The sequence below is a fragment of the Streptomyces sp. NPDC005262 genome, from assembly GCF_042872425.1.
Lineage (GTDB): Bacteria > Actinomycetota > Actinomycetes > Streptomycetales > Streptomycetaceae > Streptomyces.
This window is the reverse complement of the sequence record NZ_JBIAKK010000001.1, coordinates 111,433-130,247: the sequence shown is the minus strand read 5'-3', so window position 1 is coordinate 130,247 and position 18,815 is coordinate 111,433. Positions and strand designations below refer to the sequence as shown.

General features: G+C 69.6%; 15 protein-coding genes. 5 read left to right on the top strand and 10 right to left on the bottom strand.

What is annotated here, in order from left to right; all coding sequences use genetic code 11:
• Positions 1–159 precede the first annotated feature (159 nt).
• From ACFYP5_RS00505 to ACFYP5_RS00495, 3 genes are all read left to right on the top strand, one after another.
• Positions 160–798 (top strand): DUF6230 family protein, encoded by a 639-nt coding sequence (locus ACFYP5_RS00505; protein ID WP_030916080.1) that lies wholly within the window; start codon positions 160–162, stop codon positions 796–798.
• 98 nt (positions 799–896) lie between these two features.
• On the top strand, positions 897–1,484 hold the full coding sequence (locus ACFYP5_RS00500) for a DUF6114 domain-containing protein (RefSeq protein WP_389028623.1): 588 nt from the start codon (positions 897–899) through the stop codon (positions 1,482–1,484).
• Positions 1,474–2,724, top strand: a complete 1,251-nt coding sequence (locus tag ACFYP5_RS00495) for a hypothetical protein (protein ID WP_389028620.1) — start codon at positions 1,474–1,476, stop codon at positions 2,722–2,724. Before ACFYP5_RS00500 ends, ACFYP5_RS00495 begins: the two co-directional genes overlap by 11 nt.
• Positions 2,725–2,828: 104 nt before the next feature.
• On the opposite strand, the gene pyk is transcribed toward ACFYP5_RS00495, so the two are convergent.
• The 3 genes from pyk to pta form a co-directional block, all read right to left on the bottom strand.
• Positions 2,829–4,259, bottom strand: a complete 1,431-nt coding sequence (gene pyk, locus ACFYP5_RS00490; protein WP_389028617.1) for a pyruvate kinase — start codon at positions 4,257–4,259, stop codon at positions 2,829–2,831.
• A 74-nt stretch (positions 4,260–4,333) separates the two neighbouring features.
• The gene (locus tag ACFYP5_RS00485) at positions 4,334–5,623 is read right to left on the bottom strand and encodes an acetate kinase (protein ID WP_389028614.1); all 1,290 of its coding nucleotides are present in this window, start codon (positions 5,621–5,623) and stop codon (positions 4,334–4,336) included.
• The gene (gene pta / locus ACFYP5_RS00480) at positions 5,620–7,701 is read right to left on the bottom strand and encodes a phosphate acetyltransferase (protein WP_389028611.1); all 2,082 of its coding nucleotides are present in this window, start codon (positions 7,699–7,701) and stop codon (positions 5,620–5,622) included. Before pta ends, ACFYP5_RS00485 begins: the two co-directional genes overlap by 4 nt.
• A 264-nt stretch (positions 7,702–7,965) precedes the next feature.
• On the opposite strand from pta, the gene ACFYP5_RS00475 reads away from it, so the two are divergent.
• A complete protein-coding gene (locus ACFYP5_RS00475) occupies positions 7,966–8,991 on the top strand; it encodes an ATP-dependent 6-phosphofructokinase (RefSeq protein ID WP_389028608.1) in 1,026 nt (341 codons plus the stop codon).
• 78 nt (positions 8,992–9,069) lie between these two features.
• Here the strand turns inward: ACFYP5_RS00475 and ACFYP5_RS00470 are convergent, their stop codons facing one another.
• The 6 genes from ACFYP5_RS00470 to ACFYP5_RS00445 form a co-directional block, all read right to left on the bottom strand.
• On the bottom strand, positions 9,070–9,693 hold the full coding sequence (locus ACFYP5_RS00470; RefSeq protein ID WP_389030663.1) for a helix-turn-helix domain-containing protein: 624 nt from the start codon (positions 9,691–9,693) through the stop codon (positions 9,070–9,072).
• A 151-nt stretch (positions 9,694–9,844) separates the two neighbouring features.
• Positions 9,845–10,693, bottom strand: a complete 849-nt coding sequence (locus tag ACFYP5_RS00465; RefSeq protein ID WP_037821749.1) for a carbohydrate ABC transporter permease — start codon at positions 10,691–10,693, stop codon at positions 9,845–9,847.
• The gene (locus ACFYP5_RS00460; RefSeq protein ID WP_389030660.1) at positions 10,690–11,523 is read right to left on the bottom strand and encodes a carbohydrate ABC transporter permease; all 834 of its coding nucleotides are present in this window, start codon (positions 11,521–11,523) and stop codon (positions 10,690–10,692) included. Before ACFYP5_RS00460 ends, ACFYP5_RS00465 begins: the two co-directional genes overlap by 4 nt.
• A gap of 107 nt (positions 11,524–11,630) precedes the next feature.
• A complete protein-coding gene (locus ACFYP5_RS00455; RefSeq protein ID WP_389028605.1) occupies positions 11,631–12,992 on the bottom strand; it encodes an ABC transporter substrate-binding protein in 1,362 nt (453 codons plus the stop codon).
• A 172-nt stretch (positions 12,993–13,164) separates the two neighbouring features.
• Positions 13,165–13,839, bottom strand: a complete 675-nt coding sequence (locus ACFYP5_RS00450) for a response regulator (RefSeq protein WP_030916115.1) — start codon at positions 13,837–13,839, stop codon at positions 13,165–13,167.
• Positions 13,836–15,584, bottom strand: coding sequence for an ATP-binding protein (locus ACFYP5_RS00445; RefSeq protein WP_389028602.1), 1,749 nt, complete (start codon positions 15,582–15,584; stop codon positions 13,836–13,838). The genes ACFYP5_RS00450 and ACFYP5_RS00445 overlap by 4 nt, the downstream gene beginning before the upstream one ends.
• A 131-nt stretch (positions 15,585–15,715) precedes the next feature.
• On the opposite strand from ACFYP5_RS00445, the gene ACFYP5_RS00440 reads away from it, so the two are divergent.
• Positions 15,716–17,080 carry a cation:dicarboxylate symporter family transporter gene (locus ACFYP5_RS00440; protein WP_389028599.1) on the top strand — a complete coding sequence of 455 codons (1,365 nt, stop codon included), beginning with the start codon at positions 15,716–15,718 and terminating at the stop codon, positions 17,078–17,080.
• Positions 17,081–17,144: 64 nt separating this feature from the next.
• On the opposite strand, the gene ACFYP5_RS00435 is transcribed toward ACFYP5_RS00440, so the two are convergent.
• Positions 17,145–18,626: a family 16 glycosylhydrolase gene (locus ACFYP5_RS00435; protein WP_389030657.1), complete on the bottom strand. Its 1,482-nt coding sequence runs from the start codon at positions 18,624–18,626 to the stop codon at positions 17,145–17,147.
• Between the last annotated feature and the right edge of the window lie 189 nt (positions 18,627–18,815).

The following is an 18,815-nucleotide window of genomic DNA, read 5'->3' as shown; positions in this document are numbered from 1 at the left end:
GCGTGGCCAGTGGTTGTCGCTCGGGGGTGATCGCCAGTGATTCGGACGCGGTTCACGCCTCCGGTTCCGGCGCTCTCCTTCCCGAGGACGTAGCACTTCTCCCATCCCAGGACGGGCCAGGCCCGGACCGGAGATGTACGTCCGAGAAGGAGGAAAGTCATGGAGTCCCAAGTTCGTGGCGGGACCAGATGGAAGCGGTTCGCTCTCGTCATGGTGCCGAGCGTCGCCCTGACGGCAGCGGTAGGTGTATCCCTTGCACAGGGTGCGCTGGCCGCTTCGTTCAGCGTCTCCGGCCAGTCGTTCAAGGTGACGGCTGAGCACCTGGACGGCAAGGGCTTCTCGCAGTACGGCGGCATAGACGCCGGCTACGCGGAGCTCAAGGGTGACAAGAAGACCCTGCACCCGGTCGCGATCTCGTCGTTCAAGTCGGCCGACATCACGGGCATGTGCCAGTCCGTGGTCACGCCGGACATCCCGCTCCTCGGGTCCGTCAGCCTCCAGCTGAAGGCCGGCGGCGGCGGTACCCCGGTGCACGCCGAGAACCTGTACCTCGACGTTGCGGATCTGGACGCCGACGCCACGTTCACCAACATCGACATCGGTGTTGCGGCGAAGGACGCCAACAAGGGTCCGAAGATCAAGGAAGGCGAGAACGTCAACGAGAACGGTTTCGCCCAGCAGGCGGACCGTGCGGTTCTCGACAACGTGAAGCAGAAGGCGTGGGCGACCACCGCCGGCACCTTCAAGCTCAGCGGCCTGAGCATGCGCCTCTACAACGGCGTCAAGGAGTGCTACTAAGCACTCCGCCCGGGTGGGCGGGGAAGCGTGAAGCTGCCCCGCCTGCCCGTCTCCCACTCTCTTTTCACAGCAATACCGGTTCCAGGGAGCTGTTTTCCATGAGCGCCGAGACCACAGGTTCCCGCGACTTCGCCTACTGGCGGCTGCGGTTCCGTGCCTGGCGGCACACCCGGCCGTTCTGGGCCGGCCTGCTCACCGCACTCGGTGGGGCGCCGATCGCGTACTTCCCGTACGCCAATCTCAAGCTCGGCCACCTCACGCTGGCCATGGCGACCACGGCGGGTGCGGGCTCACTGATCATCGGTGTACTGCTGGTCACGCTCGGCCTGACCATGTGGTACCACCAAATTGTCCGGGTGTTCGCCGGTGTCGCCTCGATCCTGTTGGCGCTGGTCTCCATTCCGGTGTCCAACCTCGGCGGTTTCGTGGTCGGGTTCCTGCTCGCCCTGATCGGCGGCTGCCTCGCCCTGTCCTGGGCCCCGGGCACACCCACAGGCGAGCAGCCGGCCAAGCACGCGGCCGGACGTTCCCCGAAGGGCCCGGAGACTCCCGAGGGTTCGGAGCCGTACGGTACGGAACCTCAGCTCGGCGCCGGACCTACGTACAGCCCGGGTCCCGCTCCGTGGAGCGACGACAGCACGAACGGCAAAGTTGAAGCCAACGGCGGGAGGAACAGTGCGGGGTGACGAGACGCAGCTGAACTCGACCGGAGGCGAGGTTTTCCGGGGCAGAAGCGGGCCGCGTCACGCGGCCCCCAGGAAGTCACTGCTGACGAAGCTGCACATACCCGCGGGCAAGGCCTTCGCTCTCGCCGCGATGCCGACGGCGGTCTTTGTCGGGATGGGGCTCACCCCCAAGCTTGCGCTGGCCGACGACGCGACGGACATCCCGTTCGCGCCGGGCCCCTGCGTGACTCGTTCCGACGAGCCGAGCGAATCTCCGGAGCCGTCGGCCTCGGAGACGAAGTCCCCGTCGCCGTCCGCCAGTGAGACCACCGGCGACAGCGGCAGCGGTTCGGACCAGGGTGACGGGGCGACCCAGAAGCCTTCGGCGACCTCGTCGAGCGACACGTCGAATTCGTCGAGCGACGCGTCCGCCGCGACGCCGAGCGCCTCCCCGTCGCCCACGGCGACAAAGAACGCGCTGGACCCGCTGGGCGTCGGCGACGCGCTCAAGGGCCTCCTCGGGGGATCGGACCAGGAGACGGCGAGTCCGTCCCCGAGCGCCACCACCGCGTCCCCGAAGCCGTCCGATACCGCGACCAAGTCGACCGACAACCCCGTCGGCAAGGTCACGGACACCGTCGGCAAGACCGCCGACGCCATCCGTGACGCGGCGGGCAAGGCGGGCAAGTCCGTCGAGGAGCTCGACGAGGGGGTCAAGGGCCTCGACCCCGTGAAGGACCTGGACATCCCGGACGGCGCCAAGGAGCGCTTCCCGTGCCCCACCGCCGACCCCAAGGCGCTGGCCGCGGCCGACCTGGAGCAGGGCATCCCCCGGCTGCCGAACCAGCCGTGGATCCTGGAGAGTTCGCTGCTCACCCTGAGCGGGCTCGACTACAAGGGCATCGTCGAGGTGGAGAAGGGCGACGGCACCACCAAGAAGGTGCTCAAGTTCACCGCCTCGTCCGTCGACATCAAGGACCTGCACCAGCTGACGGAGGGGCCGAACGGCACAACCGGCCACGTCCAGGCGCGGCAGGGCTCCACGTCCACCATCCGCAACGGCACGGTGACGATGTACACGGAGGAGCTGAAGGGCAACCTCTTCGGCCTCATCCCGATCACGTTCAGCCCCCAGACCCCGCCGCCGGTGAACGTACCGTTCGCGTTCTTCACCAATGTGAAGGTCACTCAGGCCGGCCAGTTCGGCGGCACGCTCACGGTGCCCGGGCTGCACAACTACTTCACCGGCGGCAACAGCTAGCGCCCATGGATCCAGGACCCGTTCGGGAGCCGCACAGGACTGTGGCCCGCACCCCCTTCGAGGGGGGTGCGGGCCACAGTCCTGTGCCGGTGCGGGAGGGCGCGTCAGTCGCGGGCGCCGCCGCCCACGTGATGCACCCGGACCATGTTGGTGGTGCCGGGGACGCCGGGGGGCGAACCGGCCGTGATGACCATCGTGTCGCCGGCGTTGTAGCGGCTCAGCTTCAGCAGCTCCGCGTCGACCAGGTCCACCATGGCGTCGGTGTTGTCCACGTGCGGCACGACGTGGGCCTCGACGCCCCAGCTCAGCGCGAGCTGGTTACGGGTGGACTCGTCGGTGGTGAAGGCCAGGATCGGCTGTGCGGCGCGATAGCGTGAGAGCCGGCGGGCCGTGTCACCGGACTTGGTGAAGGCGACCAGCGCCTTGCCGTTCAGGAAGTCCGCGATCTCGCAGGCCGCGCGGGCCACCGAACCACCCTGGGTACGGGGCTTCTTGCCCGGCACCAGCGGCTGCAGACCCTTGGAGAGCAGTTCCTCCTCGGCTGCGACGACGATCTTCGACATCGTCTTGACCGTCTCGATCGGGTACGCGCCGACGCTGGACTCGGCGGACAGCATGACCGCGTCCGCGCCGTCCAGGATCGCGTTCGCGACGTCGGACGCCTCGGCGCGGGTCGGCCGCGAGTTGGTGATCATCGACTCCATCATCTGGGTCGCCACGATCACCGGCTTGGCGTTCCGCCGGCAGAGCTCCACCAGGCGCTTCTGCACCATCGGGACCTTCTCCAGGGGGTATTCGACGGCCAGGTCGCCACGGGCGACCATGACACCGTCGAACGCCATGACGACGCCCTCCATGTGCTCGACGGCCTGCGGCTTCTCCACCTTGGCGATGACGGGGACCCGGCGGCCCTCCTCGTCCATCACCTTGTGGACGTCCTTGACGTCGCTGGCGTCCCGCACGAAGGAGAGTGCGACGAGGTCGCAGCCCATCCGCAGGGCGAACCGGAGGTCCTCCACGTCCTTCTCGGACAGGGCCGGGACGTTCACCGCGGCACCGGGCAGGTTGATGCCCTTGTGGTCGGAGATGACCCCGCCCTCGATGACGATGCTCCTGACCCGGGGGCCGTCGACCGCGATGACCTTCAGCTCGACGTTGCCGTCGTTGATCAGGATCGGGTCGCCCTTGGCGACATCGGTCGGCAGACCCTTGTAGGTCGTACCGCAGATCGACTTGTCACCGGGGACGTTCTCGGTGGTGATGGTGAACTCGTCCCCACGGACCAGTTCGACGGGGCCCTCGGCGAACTTCGCCAGGCGGATCTTCGGACCCTGGAGGTCGGCGAGCACGCCCACCGCCCGGCCCGTCTCGGCGGCCGCCATGCGGACGCGGTCGTAACGGCCCTGGTGTTCCTCGTGGGAGCCGTGGCTGAAGTTGAAACGGGCCACGCTCATGCCGGCCTCGATCAGAGCGACGAGCTGCTCATGGGAGTCGACGGCGGGACCGAGGGTGCAGACGATTTTGGAACGGCGCATGAGGCGGATCCTATCGGTTTGTTTCGCTGCGGAATATTCCGTCTGGTGGAAGATACAAAGGGGCGCGGGGGTGCTCAGTTGTCGACCTGTCCGACCGGCACCGGCTGTCCGGTCGATTCGGCCTGTCCGACCAGTGCGAAGGTCTGGTCGGCGATCTCCAGCTCCTCGTCCGTCGGCACCACGGCGACCGCGACCCGCGCGTAGTTGGGCGAGATCAGCCTCGGTTCGCCGGACCGAACGGCGTTGAGACCGGCGTCCAGCACCAGGCCGAGTTCCTCCAGACCGGCGATGGCAGCCTCCCGTACAGGCGCCGAGTTCTCCCCGACCCCCGCCGTGAACACCACGGCATCCACCCGCCCGAGGACCGCCGAATAGGCGCCGATGTACTTCTTCAGCCGGTGCACGTATATGTCGAACGCCAGGGCCGCCCGCTCGTCGCCATCGTCGATGCGGCGCCGGATCTCCCGCATGTCGTTGTCCCCGCAGAGCCCGACCAGACCGCTCTTCTTGTTCAGCAGGACGTCGATCTCGTCGGTGGACATCCCTGCCACCCGCTTCAGATGGAAGGTGACCGCCGGGTCGATGTCCCCGGACCGTGTCCCCATCACCAGCCCCTCCAGCGGGGTCAGCCCCATCGACGTCTCCACGCACCGGCCGGCCGCCACCGCCGAGGCCGAGGCGCCGTTGCCCAGGTGCAGCACGATGACATTGACCTCCTCGGGGGAACGTCCCAGCAGTTCGGCGGCCTTGCGGGAGACGTACGCGTGCGAAGTGCCGTGGAAGCCGTAGCGGCGGATCCGGTGCGCGTCGGCGGTCTCCACGTCGATCGCGTACCGCGCCACGTGCTCCGGCATCGTCGTGTGGAACGCGGTGTCGAAGACGGCGACCTGCGGCAGATCGGGGCGCAGCGCCTGGGCGGTACGGATGCCGGTGATGTTCGCCGGGTTGTGCAGCGGTGCCACCGGGACGAGCCGCTCGATCTCCGTCAGCACCTCGTCGGTGACGACAGTGGGTTCGGTGAACCGCAGTCCGCCGTGCACCACCCGGTGGCCGATCGCCGCCAGCTCGGGGGAGTCGAGGCCCAGTCCGTCGGCGGCCAGCTCCTCGGCGGCCGCCTTCAGCGCCGCCGCGTGGTCGGCGATCCTGCCGGTGCGCTCGCGTGTCTCGGTGTCGCCCCCGGTCAGCGGGGTGTGCAGCAGACGGGAGCTCTCCTCGCCGATCCGCTCGACCAGGCCGATCGCGAGCCGGGAGCGGTCGTTCATGTCGAGGAGCTGGTACTTCACCGACGAGGAGCCGGAGTTGAGGACGAGTACGCGACGGGCCTGCACGCCGGCGGAACCTTCCTTCGTAGGGGTGGTGGTCATGCGGTTCGCTCCTGGGCCTGCGCCTGGATCGCCGTGATGGCCACGGTGTTCACGATGTCCTGGATCAGCGCACCGCGCGACAGGTCGTTGACGGGCTTGCGCAGCCCCTGGAGCACCGGCCCCACAGCCACGGCGCCCGCCGAGCGCTGCACGGCCTTGTACGTGTTGTTGCCGGTGTTCAGGTCCGGGAAGATCAGCACGGTCGCCTGCCCCGCCACCGTCGAACCGGGCAGCTTGGTCGCGGCCACGCTCGGCTCGACCGCCGCGTCGTACTGGATCGGGCCCTCGATCCTGAGATCCGGCCGGCTCTCACGCACCCGGTCCGTCGCCCGGCGCACCTTGTCGACGTCGGCTCCCGTGCCCGAGGTGCCCGTCGAGTAGGAGAGCATCGCGATCCGCGGCTCCACACCGAAGCGGGCGGCCGTGGCGGCGGACTGGACGGCGATGTCCGCGAGCTGCTCCGCGTCCGGGTCCGGGTTGACCGCGCAGTCGCCGTACACCAGGACCTTGTCGGCGAGGCACATGAAGAAGACGGACGACACGATCGACGCGTCCGCCCGGGTCTTGATGATCTCGAAGGCGGGGCGGATCGTCGCCGCGGTGGAGTGCACGGCCCCGGAGACCATCCCGTCGGCCAGGCCCTCCTGGACCATCAGGGTGCCGAAGTAGTTCACGTCCGAGACGACGTCGTAGGCCAGCTCCACCGTGACCCCGCGGTGCGCGCGCAGCTGTGCGTACCGCTCCGCGAACGCCTGGCGCAGCTCGGAGGTCTGCGGGTCGATCAGCTGGGTATCGGCAAGATCGATGCCGAGGTCGGCCGCCTTCTTCCGGATGACGTCCAGGTCGCCGAGGAGGGTGAGATCGCAGACGTCGCGGCGCAGCAGCACATCGGCGGCGCGCAGCACCCGCTCCTCGGCGCCCTCCGGCAGTACCACCCGGCGCCGGTCCGCGCGGGCCTGCTCCAGCAGCTCATGCTCGAACATCATCGGGGTGACGCGGCTGCTGCGGGCCACCGAGATCCGGTCCAGCAGGGCGGGGGTGTCCACATGGCGCTCGAAGAGGCCGAGTGCGGTCTCCGCCTTGCGAGGCGTCGCCGCGTTCAACTTCCCCTCCAGCGTGAAGAGTTCGCCCGCCGTGGGGAAGGAGCCGCCGGCCACCGACACGACCGGGGTGCCCGGTGCGAGCCGTGCGGCCAGCTTGAGTATCTCCTTGCCGGGGCGCTCGTCCAGCGTCAGCAGCAGACCCGCGATGGGCGGGGTGCCGGCGCTGTGCGCGGCCAGCGCGCCGACCACCAAATCCGCCCGGTCCCCGGGCGTGACCACCAGACAGCCGGGCGTCAGCGCGTTCAGCAGATTCGGCAGCATCGCGCCGCCGAAGACGAAGTCCAGCGCGTCCCGGGCCAGCCCCGCGTCGTCGCCCAGCAGTACGGTTCCGCCGAGCGCCGCGGTGATCTGGGCGACGGTCGGCGCGGAGAGCGCGGCGTCGTCCGGCAGGACCGAACACGGCACGGGCAGCCGCGCCGTCAGCCGCTCGGCGATGACCTCGCGGTCCTCGGCCGCCACCCGGTTCACCACCATCTCGAGGACGTCGCAGCCCAGACCGGCGTACGCCCGGTAGGCATTGCGCGTCTCGGCCCGCACGGACTCCGCGTCCTGCCCCTTCCCGCCGACCACCACGATCACCGAGGCGCCGAACTCATTGGCCAGCCGGGCGTTGAGCGCCAGCTCGTCGGGGAGCTGCGTGGCCGCGAAGTCGGTGCCGAGGACCAGCACCACCTCGTACATCCGGGCCACTCGATGGAAGCGGTCGACGAGCCGCGAGACCAGTTCGTCGGTACCCTTCTCCGCCTGCAGCGCGGACGCCTCGGCATAGTCCAGGCCGTAGACCGACGACGGGTCCTGGCTGAGCCGGTAGCGGGCCCGCAGCAACTCGAACAGCCGGTCGGGGCTGTCGTGGACCAGCGGCCGGAACACCCCGACCCGGTCCACCTGACGCGTCAGGAGCTCCATGACTCCCAGATCGACGACCTGGCGGCCGTCTCCCCGGTCGATCCCCGTCACGTACACACTGCGCGTCACGCACGCTCTCCCGTCGTTCTGGCCGGTTGATGTGGTATTGCACTTTTTGACGATACCTGCGGGTGCGGACCAGCCGCCCCCCCCGGGCGAAGCCCCTGTTCCGGGGTGCTGCACACGCCCCGCAGCGGTCGGGTGCCGCGCCCCCGACAGGCCGAGAGCGCGAGGTCCGGACCTGACGTGGGACAATCGTTGTGGCTCACGGTACGGGGGTTTCCGCAGTCGCCCCCGACATGCACGGCACTAACGAGCAGGAGATACGGCACGATGCGCATCGGAGTTCTCACCGCAGGCGGCGATTGCCCAGGTCTGAACGCAGTGATCCGGTCGGTCGTGCACCGCGCCGTGGTGGGTCACGGCGATGAGGTCATCGGGTTCGAGGACGGCTTCAAGGGACTCCTCGACGGTCACTACCGCCCCCTCGATCTCAACGCGGTCAGCGGCATCCTCGCGCACGGCGGCACCATCCTCGGCTCGGCCCGGCTGGAGCGCGACCGGCTCCGCGAAGCCGCCGAGAACTGTGACGAGCTGAGCCGCCGTTACGGCATCGACGTGCTGATCCCGATCGGCGGGGAGGGCACCCTCACCGCGGCCCGGATGCTGTCGGACGCCGGGATGCCCGTCGTCGGCGTTCCGAAGACCATCGACAACGACATCTCGTCCACCGACCGCACCTTCGGCTTCGACACGGCGGTGGGCGTCGCCACCGAAGCCATAGACCGTCTCAAGACCACGGCCGAATCGCACCAGCGGGTGATGGTCGTCGAGGTGATGGGCCGGCACGCGGGCTGGATCGCCCTGGAGTCCGGCATGGCGGGCGGCGCGCACGGCATCTGTCTGCCCGAGCGGCCGTTCGAGGTCGCGGACCTGGTCAAGATGGTCGAGGAGCGCTTCGCACGCGGCAAGAAGTTCGCGGTCATCTGCGTCGCCGAGGGCGCGCACCCGGTCGAGGGCTCGATGCCGTACGCCAAGGGCGAGATCGACCAGTTCGGCCACGAGCGCTTCCAGGGCATCGGCAACCGGCTCGCGGTCGAGCTGGAGACCCGCCTCGGCAAGGAGGCCCGGCCGGTCATTCTCGGCCATGTCCAGCGCGGCGGCACGCCGACCGCGTACGACCGGGTGCTCGCGACCCGCTTCGGCTGGCACGCGGTCGAGGCGGCGCACCGCGGCGACTTCGGAAGGATGACGGCGCTGCGCGGCAACGACATCACGATGGTGCCGCTGGCGGACGCGATCGCACAGCTGAAGACGGTGCCGATGGACCGGATGTACGAGGCGGAGTCGGTGTTCTGACCGGCGGGTCCGACTCTCCTCGGTGGCCGGCTCCGGAGCCGGCCACCGAAGCCCGGGCCGGGCGGCCCGCCGGCCGCGCTAGGCCCCCGCCGCCTGCCAGAACCGCTCCACGATCCCGTCCAGAAACGCCCGCCCAGCCTCCCCGTCCGCGCCCGCCCGCTCCGGACCCCCCGTGCTCCAGCTCAGCGTGGACACCATCAGTGCCTGGTAGTCGGAGTGCAGCTGTTCCAGCACGTCCTGCAGGAGCCGCCGCTCCAGCGGCACCAGCTTCGCCACCGGCCGGGCGTACGCCTGCCAGCGCGTCGTCACCGCGCTGCGCAGCAGCTCCCCGAGCTCGTCGTGCCGCCCGGTCGCCGTCACGAAGTCGGCCTCCGTCAGCTCCAACGCCTCGCTGAGCGCCGCGGACTGGCGTTCGTTGCCGCGCCAGCGCCCCGAATCCTCCATCCGCTGGTACGCGGGGACCGCCAGCCCCAGCAGCCGCGCCAGCTCGTCCACGGCCAGGCCACGGGCCACCCGGTGTTCGCGCAGGGTGCGGGCGGCGGTCAGCAGATCGCCCGGCGCGCACCACAGCACTCCGGCCAGCGCCGTGAGTTCCTTCTCGCCGGGCAGCGCGAGACCACGCTCCCAGGCGGTGACGGTGTCCGCGCCGATCCGGAGTCCGTACTGGGCGCCGAGGCTGTACGCGACATGACCGGGCGCCATCCCCAGGGCCTCGCGCAGTCGGCGCGCGGCGGGGGCGTTGAAGGGCGGGGTGGGGTGCACGGCCCCACCGTAGGAGCCGGGACCCGGCCTGACTACGGTGTGTTCGACCGAGATCACGGCTCGTAGGAACGTACTGGCCTGCCCCGCCCGCTCATCCCTTGACCGCGCCGCCCAGGGCGAACCCACCGCCCAGGCGGCGCGAGATCAGGATGTACAGCAGCAGCACCGGCGTCGAGTACAGGATCGAGAACGCGGCCAGCTGCCCGTAGACCACCGATCCGTAGTTGCCGAAAAAGGTGAAGATCGAGACGGAGGCCGGGAGTTGCTCGGGGGAGAGCAGCAGCATGAAGGGGACGAAGAAGTTCCCCCACAGCATGATGAAGGTGTAGATCGTCACCACACCCACCCCCGGCCCCATCAGCGGCAGGACCACCCGGACCAGCGTCTGAGTCGTCGACGCCCCGTCCGTCCAGGCCGCCTCCTCCAGCACCTTCGGCACGCCGTCCATGAAGTTCTTCATCAGCCAGATGGCGAAGGGCAGCTGGGCGGTGGCGAGGAAGAGCGCCGTCCCGTACATCGTGTCGATCAGATCGACCTGTACGAAGAGCCCGTACACCGGCACCATGATCGCGGTGATCGGCAGGCAGGTGGTGAACAGGATCGTCAGCAGATACGGGCGGGTCAGGCGCGAGCGGTGGCGGGAGAGCGGATACGCGGCCAGCGCCGCGCACACCACGGTCAGGAGCGTCGCACTGCCGCACAGCAGCAGACTGTTGAGCATCGGCGTGAAGGTGATCTCGTCGGTGAGGACCGCGTCGAAGTTCTCCAGAGTCGGTGACGTGGGCGGTCGCACCCGAAGGTCGGCGCTGCCGTCCAGCGAGGCGAACAGCAGCCACACCAGCGGCAGCGCGAACGCCACCGCGACCAGGAGCAGCGCCCCGTCGGACGCCAGCCGCGCCCGGGTGCGCCGGGACGTCGTCACGCCTTTCACGCCCGTCACACCTCCACCTTCATCAGCCGCAGATAGACGATCGAGAACAGGGATCCCACCAGAAGCAGCAGCAGCGCCACCGCCGTTCCGTAGCCGATCAGACTGTTCACGAACGCCTGGTCGTACATGAACACCGGGAGCGTCTGGCTGCGGTTGCCCGGTCCGCCGCGGGTCATCGCCCAGATCAGTCCGAACACGGAGAGCGTGGACAAGGTGTTGAGCATCAGATTGGTGCCGATGGAACGGCGGATCATCGGCAGCGTGATGTGCCACAGCCGGCGCGGCCCGCTCGCCCCGTCGACCTCGGCGGCCTCCGTGATGTCCTGCGGGATCTCGGCCAGAGCCGCCGAGTAGATCAGCATCGAGAACGCCGTCCCACGCCACACGTTGGCGAACGAAACTGCCAGGATCGGCAGCGTGAACAGCCAGTTCTGGGCCGGAAGATGGAGCTGGTCCAGGATCGCGTTCAAAGTGCCCTCGCGGCGGAAGAACGCGTACAGCAGGAAGGCCGCGACGATCTCCGGCAGCACCCAGGCGGTGACGACCAGCGCCCCGGTGACCGTACGCACCGGGCGGGACGCGGCCCGCATCAGGCCCGCGAGCGCCAGTCCCAGGGTGTTCTGTCCGACGATCGACGACAGGAAGGTGAAGGCGAGCGTCAGCTGGACGGCGTTACGGAAGTTGTCGTCGGCGAACGCCCGCCGGAAGTTGGCGAAGCCGACGAAGTCGGAGCTCGACGATCCGGTCAGCTGGGTGTTGGTGAAGGCGATCCACACGCAGTAGCCGATGGGGCCGGCGAGGAAGAGCAGCAGCAGCGCGGTCGCGGGGGCGATCGGCAGCCACCGCCCTGCCCGCCGCCACGTCCCCGCCGGCCGCCGCGACCCTGCCTGCTGCCATGACCCCGCTCGCCGCGATCGCAGAGGTCCGGCTTTCGACGCGGCGCCGCTCACTTCGTGACGACCGCGCCGTCGACGAGGGTCTTCAGCTGCTCGTCGTACTCCTTCGCCGCCGACTCCGGTGATCCGTCGCCCGTCGTCACCTTCTCCATCGCCTCACCGATGGCCGTCGACACCTGCGGGTAGACGGGCAGAGCGGGACGGTAGTGGGTGTACTGGACGAGGCCGGTGAAGAATTCGATGCCGGGCATCGAATTCAGATACGCCGGATCCTTCGCCACGTCCTCGCGCACCGCGATCTGCGCACCCACCACATCCCACTTCGACGCGTTCTGCGGGGTCTGCATCGTCTTGACGAACTCCCAGGCCAGATCCGGGTTCTTGGCCTTCTGCGGGATCGCCCAGGTCCAGCCGCCCGACATGGAGACCTTCCCGGGCGCCTGGCCGTTCTGGGTGGGCATCGGGGTCTGGGCGAGCTCCGTCTTCCACTCGGGCCACGCCTTGGGTCCCTCGTTGATCCAGTTCTGGCCCATCCAGGAGCCGTCCAGCGAGATGGCCAGTTCGCCCTCGGGGAACCACTCGGTGGCCACGTGCGTACCGACGTTGGGGTCGAGCGCGTCGGACGGATCAGGGCCGAGCTTCTCCCCGTACACCGTCCCCACGAAGCCGAGCGCGTCGCGGAAGCCCTGCCCGCCGGCCACCCACTTCTTGGCGCCGGGGTCGTAGAGCGGGTCGTCGCCGGTCCCGTACAGCAGCATCTCGAAGCCCTGCATCACCGCGGCCTCGCCCGGGGCCTTGCCCGTGTACACATTCAGCGGGATGACGCCGGGGACCTTCTTCTTGATCGCGCGGGCCGCGTCCAGGACCTCGTCCCAGTTCTTCGGCTGCCAGTCGGCCGGTAGCCCCGCCTTGGCGAAGATCTTCTTGTTGTACCAGAGCCCGCGGGTGTCGGTGCCGTCCGGGACGCCGTACGTCTTGCCGTCCTCGGCCTTCGCGGCGGCCTTCGCCGTGTCCACGAACTGGCTCCAGGTGTCCCACTTGGCGAGATATGCGTCCAGCGGCCGCAGATAGCCGGCCTTGATGTCGGAGTTGATCCGGAAGGTGTCCTCGTAGACCAGATCCGGTGCCGTCTTCGGCGAGCGCATCATCTGCTGCACCTTGGTGGCGTAGTCGTTGTCCGCCGCCTGAATCGGTATCAGCTTGATCTTCTTGCCGGGGTGTTCCTTCTCGAACTGCTTCTTCACCGACTCGATATAGGCGTCCTTGAACCGGATCTTGTTGTCCGTGGAACGGTTGTACGCGACCTTCACGGTGTCCGGGTCACTGCCGGAACCGGAGGAGCAGGCGGTCAGCGAGCCGGCAGCCAGAACGGTGACTGCGGCGGCGAGGATCAGTGGGGCGGTGGGGCGCACGGGCACGACCTCCTCATAGCCACGGGGGCTGAGACCGTGACCGTAGGACCGGCCCGTCGACAAGGTCAATCCCCGTGCGGGAAGCGCTTGTTGTCGGTGCGGCGTACGGGTGGAAATGCAGCTGGATGTGCGGATGGCGTCGCCACGGCCGGACGTACGGACGGGCGCACGGTCAGCGCGTTTCGGCCACCCACCGGTAGTGCAGCTCCGGCCGCCCGATCTGCCCGTACTGCGGACTGCGGACGGCACGGCCCACCGTCACCAGGTGCTCCAGATAGCGGCGTGCGGTGATCCTCGAGATGCCCAGTTCCACGCCCGTCGCGGCCGCGGTCACCCCGTCCGGGGAGGCCCGCAGCGCACGGGTCACCGCCTCCAGTGTCGGGCCGCTCAGCCCCTTGGGCAGCCGGGACGGCTGCGGAGCCCGCAGCGCGCCGAGCGCCCGGTCCACCTCGTCCTGGCCGCTCGCCTCACCGGCCGCCGCACGGAACTCGGCGTAGCGCATGAGGCGGTCGCGCAGGGTGGCGAAGGTGAACGGCTTCAGCACGTACTGGACGACACCGAGCGACACCCCTTCCCGGACCACGGCCAGATCCCGCGCCGACGTCACGGCGATGACATCCGCCGTGTGCCCGGCGGCGCGCAGCGACCGCAGCAGCTGCAGACCGTGTCCATCGGGCAGATACAGGTCCAGGAGCAGCAGATCGACCTGGGTACGGTCCAGCGCCCGTACCGCCTCCGCACGCGAATGCGCGACCGCGGCCACGGTGAAGCCGGGGACCCGGCCGACGTACAGCCTGTGGGCGTCGGCGGCCACGGGATCGTCCTCGACGACCAGCACCTGGATCACGGAGTGGGCTCCTTCGGCGTGTGCCGCTGCGTGGGCGAGGGCGACAACGGGAGCCGCACGGTGAACTCCGCGCCGCCGTCCGGCCCTCCGCTCAGCGCGACCGTCCCGCCGGCCCGGTGCACGGCCTGCTGCACGAGCGCCAGCCCGAGCCCGCGACCGGCGCCGTGCGTCGACCAGCCGCGGTGGAACACCTCGGCGGCGACGTCCGGATCGACTCCGGCCCCGGTGTCCGCGACCCGCAGCAGCAGCTCACGGTCGTCGGCGAGCGCGGTGACGGTGACCCGCGCGCGGCCGGGGCGGCGCGGTGCCGCACCGCGCTGGGCGGGCACGGCCGCGGAGTCCGCCGCCACTCCCGCCCCGGGCGCGGTCCCCGCACCGGAGGGGACACCCGCGTCGGGCGGCGGGGCCGTCGCAGCGTCCGACGCGGCATCCACCGCGTTGTCGATCAGATTGCCGAGGACCGTCACCAGATCGCGCTGCGGCAGCGTCGCGGGCAACGCGCCGTCGTCGATCACGCTGTCCTCCGCGAGCACCAGTTCCACCCCCCGCTCGTTCGCCTGCGCGGCCTTGCCCAGAAGCAGCGCCGCCAGCACCGGTTCGGCGACGGCCCCGACGACGCGGTCGGTGAGGACCTGTGCCAGCTCCAGCTCCGCCGTCGCGAAGCCGACCGCCTCGTCCACCCGGCCGAGTTCGATGAGCGAGACGACCGTGTGCAGCCGGTTCGCCGCCTCGTGCGCCTGTGAACGCAGCGCCTGGGTGAACCCCCGCTCCGAGTCCAACTCGCCGGACAACGCCTGGAGTTCCGTGTGGTCGCGAAGGGTCACGACCGTTCCGCGCTGTTCGCCGCCCACCACCGGACGGGTGTTGACCACGATCACTCGGTCCGCCGTCAGATGCAGCTCGTCGACCCGCTCCTCGGAGGCCAGCAGCGCCCCGGTCAGCGGCGCCGGCAGTTCCAGTTCGGTCACCCGGCGCCCGACCGCACCAGGCGGCAGACCGAGCAGCTCCCGGCCCGCGTCGTTGACCAGCGCGATCCTGCGCTGTCCGTCGAGCATCAGCAGCCCTTCGCGCACCGCGTGCAGCGTGGCCTGGTGGTAGTCGTGCATCCGGCTCAGCTCGGCGGCGTTCATGCCGTGCGTGTGGCGCCGCAGCCGGGCGTTGATCACATACGTGCCGATGCCGCCGAGGGTGAGTGCCCCGCCCGCCGCGAGCCCCAGCGCGCCGAGCTGCGCCCGCACCTGCGAGGAGACCCGCTCGACCGTGATGCCCGCGCTGACCAGGCCGGTGATCCTGCCGCCGTCCCGGATCGGGGTGACGACCCGGATCGAGGGGCCGAGTGTGCCGGTGTACGTCTCCGAGAACGTCTCGCCGCGCAGCGCCCTCGCGGTGTGGCCGAGGAACGTCTCCCCGATCCGGTCCACGTCGGGGTGCGTCCAGCGGATCCGGTCCGGGCTCATGATCGTGACGAAGGCGATCCCGGTGTCCCTGCGGACCTGCTCCGCGTACGGCTGCAGCACGGCGCTCGGGTCCGGGGTGCGGATAGCCTCCCGTACGGACGGCGAATCGGCCACCGCCAGCGCCGCCGCCCTGACCTGCCGGGTCGCGGTCTCCTCCGCCTGCGCGCTCCCGGATACGTACGCGAAGAACGCGCACCCCGCCACCACGGCCGCAACCAGCACCACCTGCATCGCGAAGAGCTGACCGGCCAGGCTGCGGGGACGGGTACGGGGGCGTGGGAGACGCATGCTCACAGTCTGCCTGGCCGAAAACATATGAACTAAATGCACGTAACGGTGACGGCCGTCACACGGGGCGGGATATTCGCCGGGACCCCCAGGGACGGGGGGACGGACAGGGACGAGCCGAGGAGAACCCCGTGGGAGTGCCAGCCGCCAGGCGGGACCGTACGCATTATCTGTATCTCGCCGTGATCGGCGCTGTGGCGCTCGGCATCCTGGTGGGCTTCGTGGCCCCCGGATTCGCCGTCGAGCTGAAGCCGATCGGTACCGGCTTCGTGAACCTCATCAAGATGATGATCTCGCCGATCATCTTCTGCACGATCGTGCTGGGCGTCGGCTCGGTCCGCAAGGCCACCAAGGTCGGCGCGGTGGGCGGGCTCGCCCTCGGCTACTTCCTGGTGATGTCGACGGTGGCCCTCGCCATCGGTCTGCTCGTCGGCAACATCCTGGAGCCCGGCCAGGGCCTCCACCTCACCGAAGCGGTGCGCGCCGCCGGTGAGAAGCAGGCGGCCGGTGCGAGCGAGTCCACCGTGGACTTCCTGCTGGGCATCATCCCGACGACGATGGTCTCCGCCTTCACCGAGGGCGAAGTGCTCCAGACCCTGCTCGTCGCCCTGCTGGCGGGCTTCGCGCTCCAGGCCATGGGCTCCGCCGGTGAACCGGTCCTGCGCGGCATCGGCCACATCCAGCGACTCGTCTTCCGCGTCCTCGCCATGATCATGTGGGCGGCCCCGGTCGGCGCGTTCGGCGCGATGGCGGCCGTGGTCGGCGAGACCGGCGTCGACGCGCTGAAGTCCCTCGCGATCATCATGGTCGGCTTCTACATCACCTGCGCGATCTTCGTCTTCGTGGTGCTCGGCACGATCCTGCGGGTGGTCGCCGGGGTGAATCTGCTGCTCCTGCTGAAGTACCTGGGCCGCGAGTTCCTGCTGATCCTCTCCACCTCGTCGTCGGAGTCCGCGCTGCCGCGGCTCATCGCGAAGATGGAGCACCTGGGCGTCAGCAAGTCCGTCGCGGGCATCACGGTGCCCACCGGCTACTCGTTCAACCTCGACGGCACCGCCATCTATCTGACGATGTCCTCGCTCTTCATCGCCAACGCGATGGGTGACCCGCTGAGCGCGGGGGAGCAGGTCTCCCTGCTGCTCTTCATGATCGTCGCCTCGAAGGGTGCGGCGGGCGTCACCGGCGCGGGCCTCGCCACCCTGGCGGGCGGCCTGCAGTCCCACCGCCCCGGACTGGTCGACGGCGTCGGTCTGATCGTCGGCATCGACCGCTTCATGAGCGAGGCCCGCGCCCTGACGAACTTTGCGGGCAACGCGGTCGCCACGGTGCTGGTGGGCACGTGGACCAAGGAGATCGACAGGGAGCGGGTGGACCAGGTGCTGTCCGGCTCCATTCCGTTCGACGAGCGGATGATCACGGACGAAGGCCCCTCCGAGCCGTACGTCCCGGAGTCCCGGGGCGGCGACGACGACAAGCCCTCGCTGGCGAAGGCGTAACGAGGCGGGTGTGCGGCCGGTACGGGACTCCCGTACCGGCCGCACACGCATGTCGGCCTGCGGTTCAGCCGAAGGGGATGTGCACGACGGACTGGTTGCCGATCCCGACCGTGCTGGAGCCGTTGCCGATGGCGTTCCAGATCTCCACCTTGACCTTGCCGTTCACCAGATTGCCCTGGCTCCCGGTCGAGGCCATGAGTCCCTTGCCCTGCGTGTAGTGCTCGTAGCCGGGGACGGGGTCGGTGGGGAAGTAGTTGTACGTCTCCGTCCGGTCCCAGGTCCCGTCGCCCGTCCGGTCGTAACTCACCCTCACCTGCTGCCCGTTGGCGACGGTCGTGCCGGCGTCGACGAACAGGTCGAACTGGGTGGACCCGCCGTTGTACGTCCGGGTGATGCCCGAGGCGGTGAAGGTCTGCGGGCTGTGTGGGGCCCCGTCGTAGTTGGCGCCGCCCGCCGAGGTGAGTGTCACGGTCGAGCCGGACGCCTCCGCCGCACCGAGAGCGCCGCCGGAGCGGAGCGTGAGGTTGGAGGAGCCGGACGGCGGGTCGGTCGGGTCCGGGGGGTCGGTCGGGTCGGTGCCGCCCCCGCCGCCCTTGGTCCAGACACCGACGTAGTCGACGAGCATGGGACGGCCCGGGACGGTCTGCGCGGTGGGGGTGCTGCCGCTCAGCGCATTGGGGAACGCGCCGCCGATCGCGAGGTTGAGCAGGATGAAGTACCCCGCGTGCTCAGTCATGTTGGCCCAGGTGCCGGCGTCCAGCTGACTCTGGGTGACGGAGTGGAACTGCTGGCCGTCCACGTACCAGCGCAGTGCGTTGGGGGTGACGGAGCGGTCCCATTCGAAGGTGTACGTGTGGAACGCGGACTGACAACTGGAACCGGGGCAGGCGCGGTTGCTCGCGATGCCACTGGTCTCGTTGCACGGGCCGCCGGGGTTGACGCCGCAGTGCAGTACGCCCCACACGGAGTTGATCCCGTTGACGTTCTCCATGATGTCGAACTCGCCTATGCCCGGCCAGTTCCAGTAGTTGCCACGGTACGGGGAGCCGAGCGCCCAGAACGCGGGCCAGTACCCGAGCGCCGCGTTCCCGGTGACGTTCGGCATCTGTATCCGGCTCTCGATGCGCAAGGTGCCGCCCGCCGGGGCCTTGAAGTCGGAGCGTGTGGTCTCGACCCGGCCGGAGGTCCAGTTGCCCGCACCGTCCCGGAGCGGGGTGATCCGGAGGTTGCCGTTGCCGTCGAGGCTGAGGTTGTCGGGGCTGGCGGTGTAGTTCTGGATCTCACCCGTGCCCCAGTTCGCGGGGCCGCCGGGGTAGGCGTGGCCGGTGTCGATCTGCCAGTTCGCGGCCGAGGGGAGGGAGCGGTCGGCGCCGTTGAAGTCGTCGCTCCACTTCAGGTCCCAGCCAGGCGCCGGAGGGACGGCGCCGCGTGCGGACCCGGAGCCGAGGACAGTGGCCAGCCCGGCCAGGACCAGGGCCGTCACGGTCAGTGCGACGAGTGCGGTGGTGCGCCTGCGGGGGGTGGAGGTGGGGGAATGAGCGGGCAGGTGGATGCGGCTCGCGTTCAAGGAACACCTCTCCGGTGGGGGCGGGGGAACGGGAACGAGGTACCGGTCTTGAGAGCGCTCTCACGCCTTTTGTAGGTGCACGCCAAGGGGCCGTCAATGGCGATGCACTCTTAACTTCTTGAATGTAAAAGGCAGTTGAAGGAGGGAGTGGGGGAGGGGAGCCCCGCA

Excerpts from the sequence above, each read along its gene's own strand:
- ACFYP5_RS00470 (WP_389030663.1), bottom strand. The coding sequence starts at position 9,693 with ATGGCGCCCGGTCATGTCGCGTACAGCCTCGGCGCCCAGTACGGACTC.
- ACFYP5_RS00445 (WP_389028602.1), bottom strand. The coding sequence starts at position 15,584 with ATGCGTCTCCCACGCCCCCGTACCCGTCCCCGCAGCCTGGCCGGTCAG.
- pyk (WP_389028617.1), bottom strand. The coding sequence starts at position 4,259 with ATGCGCCGTTCCAAAATCGTCTGCACCCTCGGTCCCGCCGTCGACTCC.
- ACFYP5_RS00475 (WP_389028608.1), top strand. The coding sequence starts at position 7,966 with ATGCGCATCGGAGTTCTCACCGCAGGCGGCGATTGCCCAGGTCTGAAC.
- ACFYP5_RS00500 (WP_389028623.1), top strand. The coding sequence starts at position 897 with ATGAGCGCCGAGACCACAGGTTCCCGCGACTTCGCCTACTGGCGGCTG.
- ACFYP5_RS00505 (WP_030916080.1), top strand. The coding sequence starts at position 160 with ATGGAGTCCCAAGTTCGTGGCGGGACCAGATGGAAGCGGTTCGCTCTC.
- ACFYP5_RS00485 (WP_389028614.1), bottom strand. The coding sequence starts at position 5,623 with ATGACCACCACCCCTACGAAGGAAGGTTCCGCCGGCGTGCAGGCCCGT.